At 62.7% G+C, this 17426-nt stretch carries 14 protein-coding genes; 8 read left to right on the plus strand and 6 right to left on the minus strand.

Features of this window, described 5'->3' with window-relative positions:
* The first annotated feature begins 13 nt into the window (after positions 1 to 13).
* Positions 14 to 1309 carry a tetratricopeptide repeat protein gene (locus ACW7G1_RS10365; RefSeq protein ID WP_456979636.1) on the plus strand — a complete coding sequence of 432 codons (1296 nt, stop codon included), beginning with the start codon at positions 14 to 16 and terminating at the stop codon, positions 1307 to 1309.
* On the opposite strand, the gene ACW7G1_RS10370 is transcribed toward ACW7G1_RS10365, so the two are convergent.
* Complete coding sequence (locus tag ACW7G1_RS10370) at positions 1299 to 2789, minus strand: rhomboid family intramembrane serine protease (protein WP_456979637.1); 1491 nt, start codon at positions 2787 to 2789, stop codon at positions 1299 to 1301. The two genes, ACW7G1_RS10365 and ACW7G1_RS10370, sit on opposite strands and share 11 nt — an antisense overlap.
* Here ACW7G1_RS10370 and ACW7G1_RS10375 point away from each other — a divergent pair.
* Together ACW7G1_RS10375 and greB are read left to right on the plus strand one after the other, a co-directional pair.
* The gene (locus tag ACW7G1_RS10375) at positions 2788 to 2910 is read left to right on the plus strand and encodes a hypothetical protein (RefSeq protein ID WP_456979638.1); all 123 of its coding nucleotides are present in this window, start codon (positions 2788 to 2790) and stop codon (positions 2908 to 2910) included. The genes ACW7G1_RS10370 and ACW7G1_RS10375 overlap by 2 nt on opposite strands.
* Positions 2910 to 3413 (plus strand): transcription elongation factor GreB, encoded by a 504-nt coding sequence (greB, locus tag ACW7G1_RS10380; RefSeq protein WP_456979639.1) that lies wholly within the window; start codon positions 2910 to 2912, stop codon positions 3411 to 3413. Before ACW7G1_RS10375 ends, greB begins: the two co-directional genes overlap by 1 nt.
* A gap of 66 nt (positions 3414 to 3479) precedes the next feature.
* On the opposite strand, the gene ACW7G1_RS10385 is transcribed toward greB, so the two are convergent.
* Together ACW7G1_RS10385 and rimO are read right to left on the minus strand one after the other, a co-directional pair.
* Complete coding sequence (locus ACW7G1_RS10385; protein WP_456979640.1) at positions 3480 to 4157, minus strand: hypothetical protein; 678 nt, start codon at positions 4155 to 4157, stop codon at positions 3480 to 3482.
* A 111-nt stretch (positions 4158 to 4268) separates the two neighbouring features.
* Entirely contained in the window at positions 4269 to 5615 is a 1347-nt protein-coding gene (gene rimO / locus ACW7G1_RS10390; RefSeq protein ID WP_456979641.1) for a 30S ribosomal protein S12 methylthiotransferase RimO, read from the minus strand.
* Between the two features lie 96 nt (positions 5616 to 5711).
* Here rimO and ACW7G1_RS10395 point away from each other — a divergent pair, with 96 nt between their 5' ends.
* Complete coding sequence (locus ACW7G1_RS10395; RefSeq protein ID WP_456979642.1) at positions 5712 to 6374, plus strand: dienelactone hydrolase family protein; 663 nt, start codon at positions 5712 to 5714, stop codon at positions 6372 to 6374.
* Complete coding sequence (locus ACW7G1_RS10400) at positions 6371 to 6796, plus strand: HIT family protein (RefSeq protein ID WP_456979643.1); 426 nt, start codon at positions 6371 to 6373, stop codon at positions 6794 to 6796. The genes ACW7G1_RS10395 and ACW7G1_RS10400 overlap by 4 nt, the downstream gene beginning before the upstream one ends.
* A gap of 14 nt (positions 6797 to 6810) precedes the next feature.
* On the opposite strand, the gene dcd is transcribed toward ACW7G1_RS10400, so the two are convergent.
* Together dcd and apbC are read right to left on the minus strand one after the other, a co-directional pair.
* Positions 6811 to 7383: a dCTP deaminase gene (dcd, locus tag ACW7G1_RS10405; RefSeq protein WP_456979644.1), complete on the minus strand. Its 573-nt coding sequence runs from the start codon at positions 7381 to 7383 to the stop codon at positions 6811 to 6813.
* 72 nt (positions 7384 to 7455) lie between these two features.
* The gene (gene apbC / locus ACW7G1_RS10410) at positions 7456 to 8469 is read right to left on the minus strand and encodes an iron-sulfur cluster carrier protein ApbC (protein ID WP_456979900.1); all 1014 of its coding nucleotides are present in this window, start codon (positions 8467 to 8469) and stop codon (positions 7456 to 7458) included.
* Positions 8470 to 8741: 272 nt separating this feature from the next.
* On the opposite strand from apbC, the gene ACW7G1_RS10415 reads away from it, so the two are divergent.
* Positions 8742 to 11561: a TonB-dependent receptor plug domain-containing protein gene (locus tag ACW7G1_RS10415; protein ID WP_456979645.1), complete on the plus strand. Its 2820-nt coding sequence runs from the start codon at positions 8742 to 8744 to the stop codon at positions 11559 to 11561.
* A 500-nt stretch (positions 11562 to 12061) separates the two neighbouring features.
* On the opposite strand, the gene ACW7G1_RS10420 is transcribed toward ACW7G1_RS10415, so the two are convergent.
* The gene (locus ACW7G1_RS10420; protein WP_456979646.1) at positions 12062 to 14152 is read right to left on the minus strand and encodes an alpha/beta hydrolase family protein; all 2091 of its coding nucleotides are present in this window, start codon (positions 14150 to 14152) and stop codon (positions 12062 to 12064) included.
* A gap of 560 nt (positions 14153 to 14712) precedes the next feature.
* On the opposite strand from ACW7G1_RS10420, the gene ACW7G1_RS10425 reads away from it, so the two are divergent.
* Positions 14713 to 15144, plus strand: a complete 432-nt coding sequence (locus ACW7G1_RS10425; protein WP_456979647.1) for a DUF2147 domain-containing protein — start codon at positions 14713 to 14715, stop codon at positions 15142 to 15144.
* A 171-nt stretch (positions 15145 to 15315) separates the two neighbouring features.
* Positions 15316 to 17418 (plus strand): methionine--tRNA ligase, encoded by a 2103-nt coding sequence (metG, locus tag ACW7G1_RS10430; protein ID WP_456979648.1) that lies wholly within the window; start codon positions 15316 to 15318, stop codon positions 17416 to 17418.
* Positions 17419 to 17426 lie beyond the last annotated feature (8 nt).

Below are 17426 nucleotides of genomic sequence, written 5' to 3' on the forward strand. Positions count from 1 at the left end.
AGGAGTAAAACCCGTGCAACCTGCTCCCGTCCCTCCCGCGCCCGCGGTACCCTTCTGGCATCGCCTGCGCGAAATCAGCTCGTACCCGGTGCGCGGAGCCGCGTTATACAGCCTGCTGGCATTGACCTTTGCCAGCTTGCTCGGATTGATCCCAGTGATCGGCTGGGTGGTCCTGATCCTGGTCTGGGTTGGAGCCTACAAGTACGCGTTCGAGATCCTGCAGGCCACTGCCGACGGACGCATGGAAGCGCCCGAGGGGATGCTCGGGGTCGACAACGGCGTCGTCCTGCGACTGCTGCTCATGCACCTCGTCTTCCTGCTGGTAATCGTGATCGCGATGGAGGTTGGCGGCCCGGGCATCGGCCTGGCAACGATCGCCTTCATCGCGTTCCTGCAACCCGGTTGCGTGATGTCATTGGCCATCGACGGCAGCCTGCCTCATGCACTCAACCCGGCGACTCCCTTGCGCCTGGTCCAGCGGATCGGCTGGCCATACCTGGCGGTGGTCGGCTTGCTGTTCGTGATCCAGGCCAGCAAATTCACCGCGACCGTCTGGCTCGCCAAAGTAATGCCGCCGGTGCTGGTCGACCTGGCGACGACTGCGGTCGCGTTCTGGGGTCTGTTCGCCGCCTTCCACCTGATGGGTTATCTGGTCTACCAGTACCACGAAGTACTGGGCTACCAGCCAGTTGGCCCACAGGCGCTGCCGGGTCGCCACACCCCTGACGCCGACCTTCTGGCCGAGGCCGAAGGCTACGTGCAGGACGGCCAACTCGACACCGCGCTGGAACTGCTGCGTGGCGAGATTCGCAGCCGTGCGGTCAGTATTGAAACCCACGATCTGTACCGTCGCCTGCTGCTCGGCAACGGCGATGCTGCCGCAGTATCGGAGCATGCGCGCGAGTACCTCAATGTGCTGTTGCTGGAGAAACAGGATCGGCGCGCACTGGGCTTGTTGCGCGAGTCGCTCGACGCCAATCCCGATTTCGTGCCGACGCAGGTCGAACATGCCGAGCACCTGATTGAGCGTGCCCGCCTCGCCGGCCAGAATCAGCTTGCGCTCGATTGTCTGCAGTCGCTGCTACGTGCCCATCCACGGCACCAGGCTGCACCGCGCTGGGGTCTGGACTCGGCGCTGCTGATGGTTGACAGGATGGACCGCGACGAAGAGGCACGCGCATTGCTGCAGCAGGCGCGCGAGCGCTGCCAGGACAGCGGGGACGACGAGTTGCTGACCAGGATCGAGGCCGCGCTGACCGCCTTGCAGGTGCCTGCAAACAGTCAAGGCAGCTCCGCAGTCATGTCGTGAACGCCCCATCTCCACTGCCCGCCGCCAAGCCGGCCAGCAGGAACTGCGCCTTGGTTGCCTGCGGCTGTTGCGGGTAACGCTTCACCAGCACCTGCAACGCCCGGACATAGGCCTCGGCCTGATGCTCATCGCGCCGGGCCAGTGCCAGCTGGAACCACAACCGCGCGTGCTCCGGTGCCTCCTCGGCCACGCCGACGGGCGCCAGCCCCGCCTCGGCGGCGTCGAGTTCACCGGCCTCCAGCCAGCGCCGCACGAGCGTCATGCGCAAACCCTGCTCCAGGACAATCCCGGCACTGTCCAATTCCAGCAGCACGGTGCGCTGCGCCGCGACTTCATCGGCATCGACAACAGGGAGCTGGAGCAGCCCGGTCGCGCGTTGCGCCACCGCCCCGGCTTGCTTGCCATTGCACGCGACTCGATAAAGCGCCAGCCGCACCTCGAACCGTTCGGGTTGTTCCCGCGTCAACTCCAGCAGCAGCGTTTCGGCCTGCAGCAATCGCATACGGCCAAGATCGGCTTGCGCGCGCTCCCAGCGATCATCAGGTAGTGCGGCCGCATCATCCTTGCCGATGAACCCGTTGCGCACCTGACCCAGGCCCACCAGCACCACCCCCATCAATGCGCCGCTGATGATCCCGCCCGCGTGGGCGTCGAACCCGACCCCGAGATCTTCATTGACCAGCAGGTTGTAGACCTCCCAGCCCAGCCACAGCGGCAGCAACCAGATTGCCGGCGCGCGCACGTAGTCGAATACCACCCCGAACCAGTAGAAGAAGCGCACCGGCTGGCGGCCCCAGACCACGCAGAACGCGCCCATCAATGCCGCCACCGCGCCCGATGCACCCAGGCCGCCACTGGCTTCGCCCCAGCGCCACAACAGCGACACTGCACTGGAGGCGAGCGCGCCAAGCAGGTACACACCCAGGAAACGACCCGAGCCAATCGCACCTTCGACCAACAATCCCAGTGCAAGCAGGAACAGCATGTTTCCAACCAGATGCATCAGCCCGCCGTGCAGGAACGCCGAACTCAACATCCGCCACGGGTCGACCTCGGAACTGCGCAGCAGGTGGCGCAGGGTGAATACCTCGCCCAGCAACGCGTCGTACTCCACCCGCAGCGGCTGCCACGCCTGGAAGTCGGCAACCTGGTCGAACCCCTCGCCCGACTGCAGCATGGCGACAAATGCGACGTCGGGCAGCGTGATCCTGGCCACGTAGGCCGGTCGCGCCAATGTCGACACCCGCTCGAATTCCGCCAGCGCATCCGCCTGGCTGGTCGCGAGTAAATGGCGCTCGTAGGCCGGGACTTCGTAACGTCCGAGATCCGCATCCAGATAATGTTGCTGCGCGCGCAGCATCGTGGCGTTGTCGCCGACTTGCCAACCAAGGAACACCAGCACATTGATCGCGATCAACACCACCGTCACGAACGGGAACGTGGCGCGGGTGAGCGGGCGATGGAGTGGCAGGATCAGCATGAAAGACGACAATGGCCGGGCAGGACGCAAGATTCCGCGATTCAACCGTCAAAGCGCAAGCCACCGCGCCGGGATGGTCGTCCGCCCTGCAACCTTCTTCACCGACCGCATGGAGTCCTGATGGGCCGTTGGCGTCCTCCCGCAGCAAGCAGTACTGCCCTGATCACCCGCCAGGGCCATGATCGGCTCAAGGCCGAGCTGGAGCAGCTGTGGCGATTCCAGCGCCCGGAGGTGGTCAGGGCGCTCGCGGCCGCCGCTGCCGAGGGTGATCGCTCGGAGAATGCGGAGTACACCTACCGCAAGAAGCAGCTCGGCGAGATCGACCGGCGCGTCCGCTACCTCAGCAAGCGACTGCCGGCACTGCGGGTGGTGGAATCCACGCCATCCAACCCGGACGCGGTGTACTTTGGCGCCACGGTCGATGTCGAAGACGCCGACAGCGGCGAGAGCTTCCGTTACCGCGTCGTCGGTCCCGACGAAACCGATGCGAAGCGGGGATGGATCAGCATCGATTCACCGCTCGCCCGGGCAATGCTGAAGAAGTGCCCGGACGACGAGATCCAGGTGCAACTACCGGCGGGGCCGCAGCATCTGGTGATCGTACGGGTGCAGTACCCGGACTGACCGCAGCGGCTCCCCGCCCACGGCCTGGAGGCTACCCGTCGTGCACCATCGTGCGTGTTTCACGCATCAATGCTTACGGTCGCTCGACACGAGCATTTCCCGCCGGCCCTCAAACTCGAACAACGCCAGCGGGTCCGGCGTACCGGACAGATATATCGGCGCAGCCAGACGGATAGAGCGCAATTCGGGGCCGTAGACATAGACCTGTTGGCCGTTGTCGAGCGTCGCCGGCTCGCTGTGCACCACCACCTGCTCGCCGGCGTCCAGGTCCCAGCTGATACGCAGGGTTCCCTGCCTGGCTGCATCGTCGTACTGCTCGACGGCCAACTCGATCAGCCGCAGCTTTTGCACCGCAGCGTCATAACGATAGCGGTAGCTGCTCACGCTGACGGTGCCCTCACCGGCGAACTGCTCCACCAGCAGCTGCCCGTTATCGACACTGAGCGACACCGGGGATTGTGGCGTGGCCGCCAGCGGGGCCTCACCCAGCAAGTGCGCACCCAGGCGTGCGGGATCCCCGCGACCATCGATGACGCCCAGCACCCGCTCGTTGCTGTCGGTGGCGACATAGACCAGCTCCGCCCGCCCATCGCCAGTGAGGTCCACGTCCAGCCGCGCCCCCAGCTCCAACGCGCCCAGATAAACCCGAAGGTCCTCATCGCCGATGGCCGCCGCGCCGTACGCCAGCGCCGGCCACAGCAGACCGGCACAGCAGGCCACACAGGGCACCAGCAACCACTTCATGCTGCCTCCACGGCATGCGGTCGGCACGCGCCAGGCCATGGCCCGGTGCGTGCATTGTCGACCCTACATAAGCAGATACGCGGTGTGCGCCGGTGTCAGGCCACCGGTAGCTCAATCCCCGAAGGAAACCTCGCCAAACAGGTCATGCTCGTCGCTGCCCATGATCTCCACATCGGCAAAATCACCCGGCTTCAGGCCGGCGAAGTAGCCGTTCTGGATCTGCACCACGCCGTCGATTTCCGGCGCATCGGCCATCGAGCGGGCAATGGCCAGTTCGCCATCGACCGCATCAACGATGCACCGCTGCACGCTGCCGACCTTGGCTTCCAGCTTCTGCGCGGAGATCCCGGCCTGGCGCTGCATGAAACGCGCCAGTCGCTCCTGCTTCACGTCCTCGTCGACCGGGTCCGGCAGTTCGTTCGCCTTGGCCCCGGTGACCGGCGAATAGGCAAACGCACCAACGCGATCAAGCTGCGCCTCGTCGAGGAAGTCCAGCAACTCCTCGAACTCCGCCTCGGTCTCGCCGGGGAAGCCAACGATGAAGGTCGAGCGGATGGTCAGTTCGGGGCAAACCTCGCGCCAGTTCTGGATGCGCGCCAGGGTCTTGTCGATTGCTCCCGGACGCTTCATCAGCTTCAGCACCCGCGGACTGGCGTGCTGGAACGGGATATCCAGGTACGGCAGGATCTTGCCCTCTGCCATCAGCGGAATGATCTCGTCCACGTGCGGATACGGGTACACGTAGTGCAGTCGCGTCCACAGCCCCAGCTCACCCAGCCCTTCGCACAGCGCTTTCATCCGGGTCTGGTAGCGCTTGCCGCGCCACTCGTGCTCGGCATAGCGCACGTCCACGCCATAGGCCGAGGTGTCCTGCGAGATCACCAGCAGTTCCTTGACCCCGCCCATCGCGAGCTTCTCGGCCTCGCGCAGCACCTGGTCGATCGGCCGCGACACCAGGTTGCCGCGCATCGAGGGAATGATGCAGAAGCTGCAACGGTGGTTGCAGCCCTCGGAAATCTTCAGGTAGGCGTAATGCTTCGGCGTCAGCTTGATGCCGGTGTCCGGCACCAGGCTGATGAACGGGTCGTGACGTGGCGGCACGACGGCATGCACCGCGGTCAGCACGCTGTCGTAATCCTGCGGGCCGCTGATCGACAACACGCCCGGGTGCGCCTCGCGGATCACCTCGGCGCGCTTGCCCAGGCAGCCGGTCACGATCACCTTGCCGTTCTCGGCCATCGCCTCGCCAATCGCGTCCAGCGACTCGGCCACGGCCGAATCGATGAAGCCGCAGGTGTTGACCACCACCACGTCGGCATCGTCATAACTGGGCACCAGATCGTAACCCTCCACCCGCAACTGGGTGAGGATGCGCTCGGAATCGACCAGCGCCTTGGGGCAACCAAGGCTGATGAAGCCGACTTTCGGGGTTTTGGACAGCGTGTCTTGCAGGGGCATGTTGCGACCAGGTAGGGAGGGTTTTCCGATGCGAATTATAACCTTGGCGTTAGAATCAACCCGGAAGACCACCCAGCCAAGCTGAACGGAGCCGACATGAACCGCTGGATTGATCTGGAAACCACCCACGGTCCCGTACGTGCCTGGCGCTGCGAGCCTGCCGGACCGTCACGCGGCGCGGTGGTGGTGATTCAGGAGATCTTTGGTGTCAACCGCCATATCCGTCATGTTGCCGAGCAAATAGCGCAGGCCGGGTTCATCGCCGTGGCCCCCGCGCTGTTCGATCCGGTCGAGAAATCGGTGGAACTGGATTACGACGCGGCGGGCATCGCCCGTGGCCGAAAGCTGGTCAATGCCGTGGGTATGGAGACGGCAGTCGACATGGTCGCCGCCGCCGCCAACCAATTGCAGAGCGAGGGTTTGCGTACCGGCGCGGTGGGATTTTGCTGGGGTGGCACCGTCGCCCTGCTCGCCAATACCCGCCTCGGGCTGCCTGCGGTCAGCTACTACGGGGCCCGCAACGTGCCGTTCCTCGATGAGCCGCTACGCGCGCCCATGCAGTTCCACTTCGGCCAGCGCGACCGCAACATCTCCGCCGCTGACGTGCAGTTGCACCGTGACAAGCATCCCGGCGCAACGGTCCACGTCTACCCGGCCGGACACGGCTTCAACTGCGAGATGCGCGATGACCACGAGCCTGCCAGCGCAACCCTGGCCTGGCAACGCACCACGGAATTTTTCGCGGAGAACCTGCGATGAGCCACCGACAAGACCACGGCTGGCAGCTCGACCCACGGCTGGCCGATGACACCCATCCCGTCGCGATGCTGGAGCTGAGCGAGTTGCGCCTGATGGACGATGCCAACCACCCCTGGCTGATCCTGGTGCCACGGATCGAACACATGGTGGAGTGGATCGACCTGGACGCCGACCAGCAAGCCCAACTGACCCGCGAAATCGACCTCGCCAGCCGGGCGCTGCAGCAGGCCTTCCGGCCCCACAAGCTCAACGTCGCCGCCCTCGGCAACCAGGTCTCGCAATTGCACGTGCATGTGGTCGCACGCTTTGAAAGCGACATCGCGTGGCCACGGCCGGTCTGGGGAACGGTCAGCGCAAAGCCCTACTCGCCAGAAAAGCTGGTTGCCCGAATCCGGCAATTGCAGGCCGTCCTGCCGGACTGACCGCGGCCGAGCCCTCAGGTGCGCGGTAGGGTGACTCCGCGCTGGCCCTGGTACTTGCCGCCACGGTCCTTGTACGAGGTCTCGCAGACGTCGTCGGGGTCGGCCTGGAAAAACAGCATCTGCGCGACGCCCTCGTTGGCATAAATGCGAGCCGGCAACGGGGTGGTGTTGGAAAATTCCAGGGTCACGTGGCCTTCCCACTCCGGCTCCAGCGGGGTCACGTTGACGATGATCCCGCAACGCGCATAGGTGCTCTTGCCCAGGCACACCACCAGGGTGTCACGCGGGATGCGGAAATACTCGACCGTGCTGGCCAGCGCGAACGAGTTGGGCGGGATGATGCATTCGTCCGCTTCGATGTCCACGAAACTGCGTGGGTCGAAGTTCTTCGGGTCGACGATGGTGGAATTGATGTTGGTGAAGACCTTGAACTGGCGCGAGCAGCGCACGTCGTAGCCGTAACTCGACGTGCCGTAGCTGACGATGCGCTCGCCGTTGACCTGCTTCACCTGGCCGGATTCGTATGGCTCGATCATTGCCTGCTGCTCGGCCATCTGCCGGATCCAGCGGTCGGATTTGATGCTCATGCAGTACTTCCCCGTGCGGTCGGGCCAAGCCCGCGGAGCAACCCGTCGGGCGAAAGCCGATGATTGTAAGGCCTACAACAGCGACGCCGAGATCGACGGAGTAACCCGCGGCCGCATGGCCAGTCGCACCGCGATCTGGCGAGCCGCATCGCGATAGGCCTTCGCTGCCGCCGAGTCCGGCTGGGCGAGCACGACGGGCACGCCGGCATCGCCCTGCTCGCGTATCAAGCGCTCCAGCGGCAGGCTGCCCAACAGCGGCACGTCGTACTGGCTGGCCATGCGTTGACCGCCGCCCTCACCGAACACGTGTTCCGCATGACCGCAATTGCTGCACACGTGCACGGCCATGTTCTCGATCAGGCCCAGCACCGGCACCTCGACCTTCTCGAACATCTTCAGTGCCTTCTTGGCATCCAGCGTCGCCACATCCTGCGGAGTAGTAACGATGACCGCGCCAGCCACCGGGATCTTCTGCGCCAGGGTCAACTGGATATCGCCCGTACCTGGCGGCAAGTCGACGATCAGGTAATCCAGGTCGCTCCAGCGTGTTTCGTTGAGCAACTGGGACAACGCCGACGTCGCCATCGGCCCGCGCCAGATCATCGGGGTGTCCTGCTCAACCAGGAAGCCGATCGACATCGCCTCTACACCATGGGCCCGCATTGGCTCGATCGACTTGCCGTCCGGGCTGTCCGGGCGGCCACTGATGCCCAGCATCATCGGCACGCTGGGGCCGTAGACATCGGCATCCAGCACCCCGACCTTCGCGCCATCGGCCGCCAATGCCAGCGCCAGGTTTACCGCTGTGGTCGACTTGCCCACGCCGCCCTTGCCCGAACCCACCGCGATCACGTTGCGAACCTTCTGCAACGGCGACAACTTCGGCTGCACGGCGTGGCTGCTGATGCGCTGGGTCAGCTCCAACCGGGTCAAGGACAAGCCTTGCTCGGCCAGCAGCGCTTTGACCGCCGCCTCCAGCTCATCGCGCAGCCAGGCGATCGGAACCCCGAGGTCGATCGCCACCGCAACGCTGCTGTCGGTCTGCGCGACCCGTACCCGCACGCCGGTGTTCTCAAGTGTCACGATCGTTCCTGGCAGCGGAAGCGCGGCGATGCAGCGCTGCAGTTGGTCAATCACGGCGGTCTCCAGTCAGGTGGCCCGCTATTGTGACAGTCATCGCGAAAGGGGCGCTGACATGGATCAAGTCGGCGTAGACACTCGCCCACCGGCCATATACCAGCTACATGACAGAGCTATTAACCTCATGTTAAGGTCGGACATCGGTGCTTTGGGGGACCGGTCAGTGACGAGAAGTCGGCATAAAACCAACTGATTACAGCCACTTAGGGGAAAGTTGAATGCGATTCAAGAACTCGAGGCTGCAACGCAGCCGGTTGAGCGCCGCGCTGTTTGCTGCGCTGCTGATGCCGATCACCGGTGCGGTTTCCGCCCAGGACGTCGACACGGATCAAAACGAACAAGCAGCGGAAACCACGGTGTCGGAGCAGGACCCGGTGCAACTGAACTCGGTCGTCGTAACCGGCTCGCGCATTAAACGGGTGGACATCGAAGGCCCGGCACCGGTCACGGTTATCACGGCCGAAGATCTGGAGACCCAGGGCTTCAGCACCGTCTACGACGCATTGAGCACGCTCACCCAGTTCACCGGCTCCGTCCAGAATGAACTGAACCAGAGCGGCTTCACACCCAACGCCAGCTTCCTCAACTTGCGTGGCCTGGGGCCCGGCTACCAACTGGTGTTGATCAACGGTCGCCGTGCAGCGGACTACCCGATGCCGTACAACGGCCAATCCAACGCAGTGAACCTCAATGCGATCCCCGCCGCGGCGATCGAACGGATCGAAATCCTTTCCGGCGGCGCATCAGCGATTTATGGCTCCGACGCGGTAGCGGGCGTGGTCAACATCATCATGAAGACCAATTACGAGGGAGACCTCGTAACCGTGCGCGGCGGCACGACCACCCGGGGTGGTGGTGATACGGGCCGCGTGCAGTGGGTGGGTGGCAAGCTGGGGGATGCCTGGAGTCTGACCTATGCGTTCGAGTACCTGGAGCGCGAAGCGATCTTCGCATCACAGCGCGACTTCATGGATTCGTACCGGGATGACCCGTCGGTCGATCCGTCCGAAGCCACCGCAGTCGCCGGCGTGCAGTTGGTCGACGGATTTACCGGAGAACACCTCTTCCCGGCCGGCATCGAGGAGACCTGTGGCCGTTTCAGCGAATTCGAGACGTTCGCACTGAATAGCGATTCACCGGACCGTTGCTACTACTACGGATATCCGGCAACGCAGGCAATCCGCAACTCCGACCGAAATTACTCGGCCTACCTGTATGGCACCTATGACTTCGGCAACGACCTCCAGGCATGGGGCCAACTCAGCTACAACTCCGCAGACGCGATCGTTGCCGGCTCCACCCAATTCTGGCAAAGCGGTTACTTCTACGATCCCAGCCTCGATACGCTGGTAAATACCCAGCGCATATTCACCCCCGATGAAGTAGGTGGAGTTGGCAGCCAGTCGACCATGTTCGAAGAGCGGTCGATCGACCTGGCTGCCGGTCTGCGGGGAACAATATTCGACGGCCGGTTCGACTGGGATGCCACAGTGTCCCATGCGCGCTACGAGGTCGACATCGACCGACCGCGCTTCCTGGAAAACAACGTGAGGGACTACTTCCTTGGCGAGCAGTTGCCAGGGGTGGACCCGATCCTGGGTGCATACCCGATCTACAACCTGAACCAGGATCGTTATTTCAACCCCATGGACGCGGCGACTTTCAATTCCCTGAACACCCGGGTCAGGACCGCCGCTGAGTCCAAGGTCACCCAAGCCTCATTCGTGCTTACAGGAGACCTGTTTGAACTCCCCGCCGGCCCACTCGGAATGGCGGCAGTCATCGAGGGCGCTTCGCAGGAATACCGGGTTACGCCGGATGCGCGTATCGCTCCGGACTATGCCGGTGATGAGCCCATCTACAACCTGACCGGCACCGGCGGTGGTGGTGAGCGCGATCGCTACGCGGTGGGCCTGGAGTTCAGCGTGCCGATCTTCAGTACGTTGAAAGCCAGCCTCGCAGGTCGCTACGACAAGTACGACGACATGACCGCCGTCGACGATGCGGCTACGTGGTCAGCTGGCCTGGAATGGCGTCCGTTCGAGAGCTTCCTTGTCCGCGGCAGTCATGCCGTCAGCTTCCGCGCGCCGGACATGCATTACGTCTACGCAGATGAGTCGGGCTTCTACCAGACCGTCCTTGATGAATACCGTTGCCGCCGGGACGGGTTGGATCCCACCGCGCCCGCAAGTGCGGACAACTCCTGCGCCGGTGACAACGACTATTCCTATTCGGTCTTTGGTCTACGCTCCGGTAGTACGGAATTGCAAGAGGAGGAGGGCGACTCCACCACCATCGGCATCGTGTGGGACGTGGTGGACGACATGTCGATCAGCGTCGACTGGTACGACATAACCCTCGAAGGCGGTGTCTCGGACATCGACACCGGTTACCTGCTGCGCAACGAAGCGGATTGCCGTCTCGGAGAGACGCGTGACGGGTCCCCCGTGGATGGCGGCTCGACGGGCTGTAATTACTACCTGAGCCTGATCGACCGTCTCGGAACCGATGCGGTCAATGACAACGAAATCGACCAGTTCCGTTCGGTGCCGTTCAACCAGGCACGCGTCAAGACCTCGGGTATCGACGCCAAATGGCGTTACCAGATTGACACCGACCGTCACGGCGATTGGAACCTGCAGCTTGGTTGGACCCACGTCCTGAAGCTGGAAGACCAGGAGTTCCCGGGTGACGATGTGCGAAATACACGTGACCATCGCCAGTTCTTCAACTTCCGCAGTCGGGTGAATTGGCAGGTTGGCTGGGAACGGGATGACTGGAATGCCTCTGTGTATGGCTACCGCTGGGGATCACTGCCGAACTGGGCGGAGACCGGTCGTATCGGTTCGCATGTCATCTGGAATGCGAACGTGCAGAAGAAGCTGACGGACAACCTGACTGCTGGCGTCTTCGTTAATAACGTGCTTGACGAGTTGCACCCGGAAGACGATACCTACAACAGCTATCCGTTCTTCTGGCGTGCCTACCAGCCAATTGGCCGCGAGGTGTTCTTCCAGTTGGATTACCGGTTCAACTGATTTCGTTCGACGCAACAAAGAAAAGCCCGGCTCACGCCTAATGCCAGTAAGTTAAGGCATTGACGCAGCGGGAATGACCCAAGAGGCTCATGGTTTTCCATGAGCCTCTTGCCTTGACGACTGCCCTGCAAGCCCACCTTGATGCGGTGGGTGACCTGTCTCCCGACGCGTTCGATCACTGGTCGACGTCCGATACCACCGAGCGGGGAAATACAGCAGGCGACAGAGGAGCTGGCGTGCCGCCGACCCGGATCAGCTTCCAGGGATTCAGGCCGAGCTGCGATACGTTCCGCTGGAAGCCTCCGGCGCCTTTCCCAAGCGGTTGGCCCGATTCCGGCATCAAGCGCGCGTCTATCTCTTGCCACCACGACGACGACGACCTTCCCCGCGTGAAGTCAAACGCCGACCCCAGAAGTACTCCACGAAAAATGCCAGTCAGCTTAGCTGACTGGCATTAGGCTCACGCTTGCTTTTTTTGTTCGGGCTTATCGCCAGGTTTCTTAGTTGGCCGTCGAGACCACTCCGTCCCCGGCTGCTCCAATATGTCGATCGAAGAAATCAAGCATCTCAGTATATAGTTTCAGATTGCTTTCTTCCTTGTAGAAACCGTGCATCTCACCTGATTGAATGATCATTCCCTCAGGGGTATTGCCGGCTTTTACCAATGCCTTATACATCGCTTCGGTGTGCTCGGGCGGGCAACGGGGATCACGGGCACCGGCGGCCAGATATACCGGCAGATCGATCGCCTCGGCATGGTTGACCGGCGACATGGCATCTTGTTCCGCGCGGGTCGCACCAAAGGCACGCGACATGTATTTGCGCCCTTCTTCACGCTCACTCGTATCACTCTTGGTCATCTGGATCTGCGCGTCGTACATACCTACGTAGCCGAAGGCACAACTGAACAATCCGGGGGCCCGTACCGGCGCCATCAACGACGCATAGCCTCCAAAGCTGCCGCCATAGATGCAGATGCGATCCTCATCGGCGTACCCCTGCTCAACAACCCAGTGGGTAGCGTCAATGATGTCATTCATGATGCCACCGGCCCATTCGCCATAGGCCATATCCTCGAACCCCTTGCCAAACCCACCGGAGCCGCGATAGTTGATCTGCATGACCATGTAGCCCCGACTCGCCAGCAACTGTGCCTCCGAGTTGAACCCCCAGTTGTCGCGAGGACCCATCGGCCCGCCATGCGGATTCACGATCATCGGCAGGTTTTTGCCATCCGATCCGTTTGGAATGGTCAGGTACCCGTAGATCTCCAGCCCGTCCCGGGTAGTCAACGAGAACGGCTTGACGCTGGCCATCTGCTCGGGGTCAAGCCAGCGGCGACCCTGCATGAGGAAACGCGCCTTGCCTGTGTCGCGGTCAAAAAGATAGAGCTCACCCGGATTACGGTCGCTGGAAACGGAAACCACGATCTGCTTGCCATCCTGTGTAGCGCTGGAAAAATCCACAAACTGACCAGGAAATGCCGCCACAAGGGACGCATAAACTGCTGCATCAGGGTGCGCCTCGTCGATCAATTCGACCTTGGGCGCACCGGCTTCAGTAACAACCCCGATCACGGTGTCGCCGTCAGCAGCGCTGATAAACTTCGCCGGGTCCGATACGGGATCGTGAAAAAGGTCATGAAATACGCCAGTAGCGGTATCAAGGGTTCCGAACGCCTGCGTTCCGCCTCCCTCCCGCTGGAAGGCATAGACACGGCCGTCTTCGGCCGTGCCCGCAATGGTGAGCATCTTGCCCGAATCCTTGGAGCTATTGATCAGCGACCAGTCACCCGCATCGGACAATCTGTAAAGCTCGGTCTCGGTATCGAACTCCCCCGCCGCGTTTTCCTGGTCATAGCAAACGGCAAATCGCGGCTGGTCCTGTGCATCCAGTGCGATACCGCAGTTCTCCCGGGGCGCGCGAGCGATGGTCTTGTGGCGACCCGACAAGGTATCAAACAGCACTACCTCGGTTCCCGCTCCGTTCGCGGAACGCTGGTAATTGGCCTCCATCAACACTTCGTCGTCATTCGCTTTCAAGGTATCAAGCAGACTGAAACGTTTATTTCCGATCTGCTTCCCGCGCTGGGTCACGTCGCGAGCGCCATAAAATACCAGCGGCCTGGGTCGACTGCCGTCTGCGTCGACGCCATACCATTCGCCGGTACCGAAAGGCCGCGCGTAGCTACCAACCTTGCGGACCGCGTTGAACATCAAGCGTTCGGGACTGGTCCAGTAGAAACTGCCAACACTCTTGTCGTTCGGCAGCTGGTTGACGTGGACAAGCGAAAGATCCCCAGTGCGCAGGATCGTAAGCACGTCCTGTTCGCCTCGGTCCACCGTCATGGCAAGGTATTCACCGGTTGGCGATATCTTCACGGCGCTGTATGCCGGATGACGCACGAAATCCTCTATCGACGGCGATGCGGCCAATGCCTGCCCACCAATGGCAGCCAGCCCGAGCGTCAGCATAGCCAGATACGACTTGATCATTTTTTTCTCCCCTGTTTTTTGAACCTGATTTCCCAGCGCCATAGCAAACATCCGCGTCACGCTGCGCAGGAAGACGCGCGCGTTGAACTCGCACACGGTGAATTAAACCGCGAAGTGAAACTCCCCTGAGTTGAAGCGGGCCAGATGCCGTAGCCTGCGCCACTTCACCGGCAAGTGGAGTTGCACATGAGCTATTGATACCTGACCTTGGAGCAACGCTACCAGATCACCGCCCTGCATCGCAGGAAATTTCACACAAATGCATCGCCGAGACGATTAGCTGCCATCCAGCACCATTGGTCGCGAGCTGCGACGCAATCGCGGCTGACACGCTTTACGCCGGATCGATCGCTCACAGCCACGCTCGTCTTGCGGAACCGGCATGCGGGTGACCTTGGTCGCCCGTCGCAGCGGCTTTGCCGGATCGGCTGGAGTCCGCGGCTGAGCTACTTGACGCCAAGCGAGATATTCTTCAACCACGATCACCGTGCACTTCAAAGTTGAATCCGCCCCCCGATGCAGCAGCTCGGCGCTGGCGGTGCCGCTTCCCGCCTTCAATCGCGACACTTGATGAACCGCAGCGACTGCTTATCGCGGGCTTCCGACCGGATGCGGTATAAAGATCGGCACTGTCCCCTGCTTCCGGAGGAAACAATATGCGTATGAAGTTGCTCGCGTTACTGCTGGTACTGCCGCTGTCTGCTCTCGCCCAGCAAAGCCCGGTCGGCACCTGGACGACCATCGACGATGACACCGGCAAGGCCAAGTCGACGGTGGAAATTTACCAGGCCGACAATGGCACGCTCTCCGGCCGGGTGCTCGAAGTGATGCAGTCCGCACAGGGCGACAACCCGATTTGCAGCGAGTGCGACGGCGAACGCAAGAACCAGCCGATCGAGGGAATGGTGATCCTGTGGGATGCCAAGCAGGACGGCGATATCTGGAAAGGCGGCAAGATCCTCGACCCGGCCAAGGGCAAGGTCTACTCGCTGAAGTTGCAACCCAACGGTGACGGCACCAAGTTGGAGGTCCGCGGCTTCATGGGCTTCTCCCTGCTTGGCCGCACCCAGACCTGGGTCCGCAAGTAACGCAGATCGCAAGCGTTTACGCGCACGCTTTACACCCCGACGGCCCGCTCTTGCGGGCCGTCTTCGTTGGGTCAGCCGCCGGTTTGATCGGCGTGAGCTGACCGTTGCCGAGCGGTCGGGTCACCGCTGGCGCATGCGACAATAAGGGTTCCGTCACCGCCATCCCTGCCCATGTCCCGCGAGCTCCTCGTCACCTGCGCCCTGCCCTATGCCAACGGCCCCCTGCATCTGGGCCATCTGGTTGGTTACATCCAGGGCGACATCTTCACGCGCGCGCAGCGCCTGTCCGGGAGCACCGCCCATTTCGTCTGTGCCGACGACACCCACGGCACGCCGATCATGCTGGCCGCGGAGAAGGCCGAAATGACGCCGGAAGCCTACATCGCCGGCATCCAGGCCAGCCATGAGCGCGACTTCGCGGATTTCGGGGTGGCCTTTGATCATTACGACTCGACCAACTCCCCGCGCAACCGCGCCTTGACCGAGGCGATCTACACCAAGCTCGACAACAACGGCCACATCAAGCGGCGCTCGGTTGCCCAGCTGTACGACCCGGTCAAGGGGATGTTCCTGCCGGACCGCTTCGTCAAAGGCATCTGCCCCAACTGCAATACGCCCGACCAGTACGGCGACAACTGCGAGCACTGCGGGGCGACCTATTCGCCGACCGAGCTGAAGGAGCCGCGCTCGGTGGTCAGCGGCGCAGAGCCGGAGCTGCGTGAGTCGGAACACTTCTTCTTCGAGGTGGGCGATTTCGATGCCTTCCTGCGCGACTGGCTGTCCGGGGATGTCGCCAATCCGGGCGTGAAGGCCAAGCTGCAGGAATGGCTGGACGCCGACGGCGGCCTGCGCGCCTGGGACATCTCCCGCGATGCGCCCTACTTCGGCTTCCAGATCCCCGGCCATCCGGGCAAGTACCTGTATGTCTGGATCGACGCGCCGATCGGCTACCTGGCCAGCTTCCAGGCGCTGTGCGAGCGTGAGGGGCTGGATTTCTTCAGCTATCTTGCCCGCGACAGCCAATCGGAACTGCACCACTTCATCGGCAAGGACATCGTCAACTTCCACGGTCTGTTCTGGCCGGCGGTACTGCACGGCGCGGGCTTCCGTGCGCCCACGCGGCTGCACGTCAACGGCTATCTGACCGTGGATGGCGCCAAGATGTCCAAGTCCCGCGGCACCTTCGTGATGGCGCGTACCTACCTCGATGTCGGCCTGGAGCCGGAAGCGCTGCGCTACTACTTCGCAACCAAGACCTCCGGCGGCGTGGACGACCTGGATCTCAACCTGGCCGACTTTACCCAGCGGGTAAACGCCGACCTGGTCGGCAAGTTCGTCAACCTCGCCAGCCGCTGCGCGGGATTCATCAGCAAGCGCTTCGACGGTCAGCTCGCCGATGCCCTGCCCGACCCGGCGATGTACGCGCGTTTCGTCGAGCAATTGGTGCCGATCGCAGCCGCCTACCACCGCAACGAAGCTGCCACCGCGCTGCGGATGACGATGGCCCTAGCCGACGAGGCCAACCGGTATATCGACGACCACAAGCCATGGGTGATCGCCAAGCAGGAGGGGCAGGACGCGCAACTGCAGGCGGTGTGCAGCCAGGGCTTGAATCTGTTCCGCGTGCTCAACACCGCGCTCAAGCCGGTGCTGCCCCGGGTCACCACTCAAGCCGAAGCCTTCCTGGATGCACCGGTAACGGATTGGCGCACGCTGGACGCGCCACTTGTCGGCCACCGCATCCACGCCTATTCACCGTTGTTTACCCGGATTGACCCGAAGCTGATCGATGCCATGACAGAAGCCAGCAAGGATTCCATGAAAGCGACCGATGCGCCGCAAACCCCGGCGGACGTAACGCCGACATCCATCGCCCAGCCCGCTCCGGCCGCTGCCGCGAAGCCGGCAACGCCCGATGCATCGCAGGCCGCCGCGCAGGTCGCGACTATCGGCATCGACGACTTCGCCAAGCTCGACCTGCGCATCGGCAAGGTGCTGGCCTGCGAATTGGTCGAAGGCTCTAACAAGCTGCTGCGCTTTGAGCTCGACAGCGGCGATCTGGGCACCCGGCAGATCTTTTCCGGCATCCGCGCGTCGTACCCGGAGCCAGGCAAACTGGTCGGCCGCAACGTGGTGTTCATCGCCAACCTCGCGCCGCGCAAGATGCGGTTCGGGATGAGCGAGGGCATGATCCTCTCCGCCGGTTTCGACGCCGACGCGCTGGCCTTGCTGGATGCCGACAGCAGCGCGCAGGCTGGCATGCCGGTGCGTTGATAACGTTC

The organism is Lysobacter sp. A378, assembly GCF_054052125.1.

Coding starts and splice junctions, on each gene's coding strand:
- dcd (WP_456979644.1), bottom strand. CDS start 7,383: ATGAGCATCAAATCCGACCGCTGGATCCGGCAGATGGCCGAGCAGCAG.
- metG (WP_456979648.1), top strand. CDS start 15,316: ATGTCCCGCGAGCTCCTCGTCACCTGCGCCCTGCCCTATGCCAACGGC.
- ACW7G1_RS10375 (WP_456979638.1), top strand. CDS start 2,788: ATGAAAGACGACAATGGCCGGGCAGGACGCAAGATTCCGCGATTCAAC.
- ACW7G1_RS10415 (WP_456979645.1), top strand. CDS start 8,742: ATGCGATTCAAGAACTCGAGGCTGCAACGCAGCCGGTTGAGCGCCGCG.
- rimO (WP_456979641.1), bottom strand. CDS start 5,615: ATGCCCCTGCAAGACACGCTGTCCAAAACCCCGAAAGTCGGCTTCATC.
- ACW7G1_RS10395 (WP_456979642.1), top strand. CDS start 5,712: ATGAACCGCTGGATTGATCTGGAAACCACCCACGGTCCCGTACGTGCC.
- ACW7G1_RS10400 (WP_456979643.1), top strand. CDS start 6,371: ATGAGCCACCGACAAGACCACGGCTGGCAGCTCGACCCACGGCTGGCC.
- greB (WP_456979639.1), top strand. CDS start 2,910: ATGGGCCGTTGGCGTCCTCCCGCAGCAAGCAGTACTGCCCTGATCACC.
- ACW7G1_RS10385 (WP_456979640.1), bottom strand. CDS start 4,157: ATGAAGTGGTTGCTGGTGCCCTGTGTGGCCTGCTGTGCCGGTCTGCTG.
- ACW7G1_RS10425 (WP_456979647.1), top strand. CDS start 14,713: ATGCGTATGAAGTTGCTCGCGTTACTGCTGGTACTGCCGCTGTCTGCT.
- ACW7G1_RS10370 (WP_456979637.1), bottom strand. CDS start 2,789: ATGCTGATCCTGCCACTCCATCGCCCGCTCACCCGCGCCACGTTCCCG.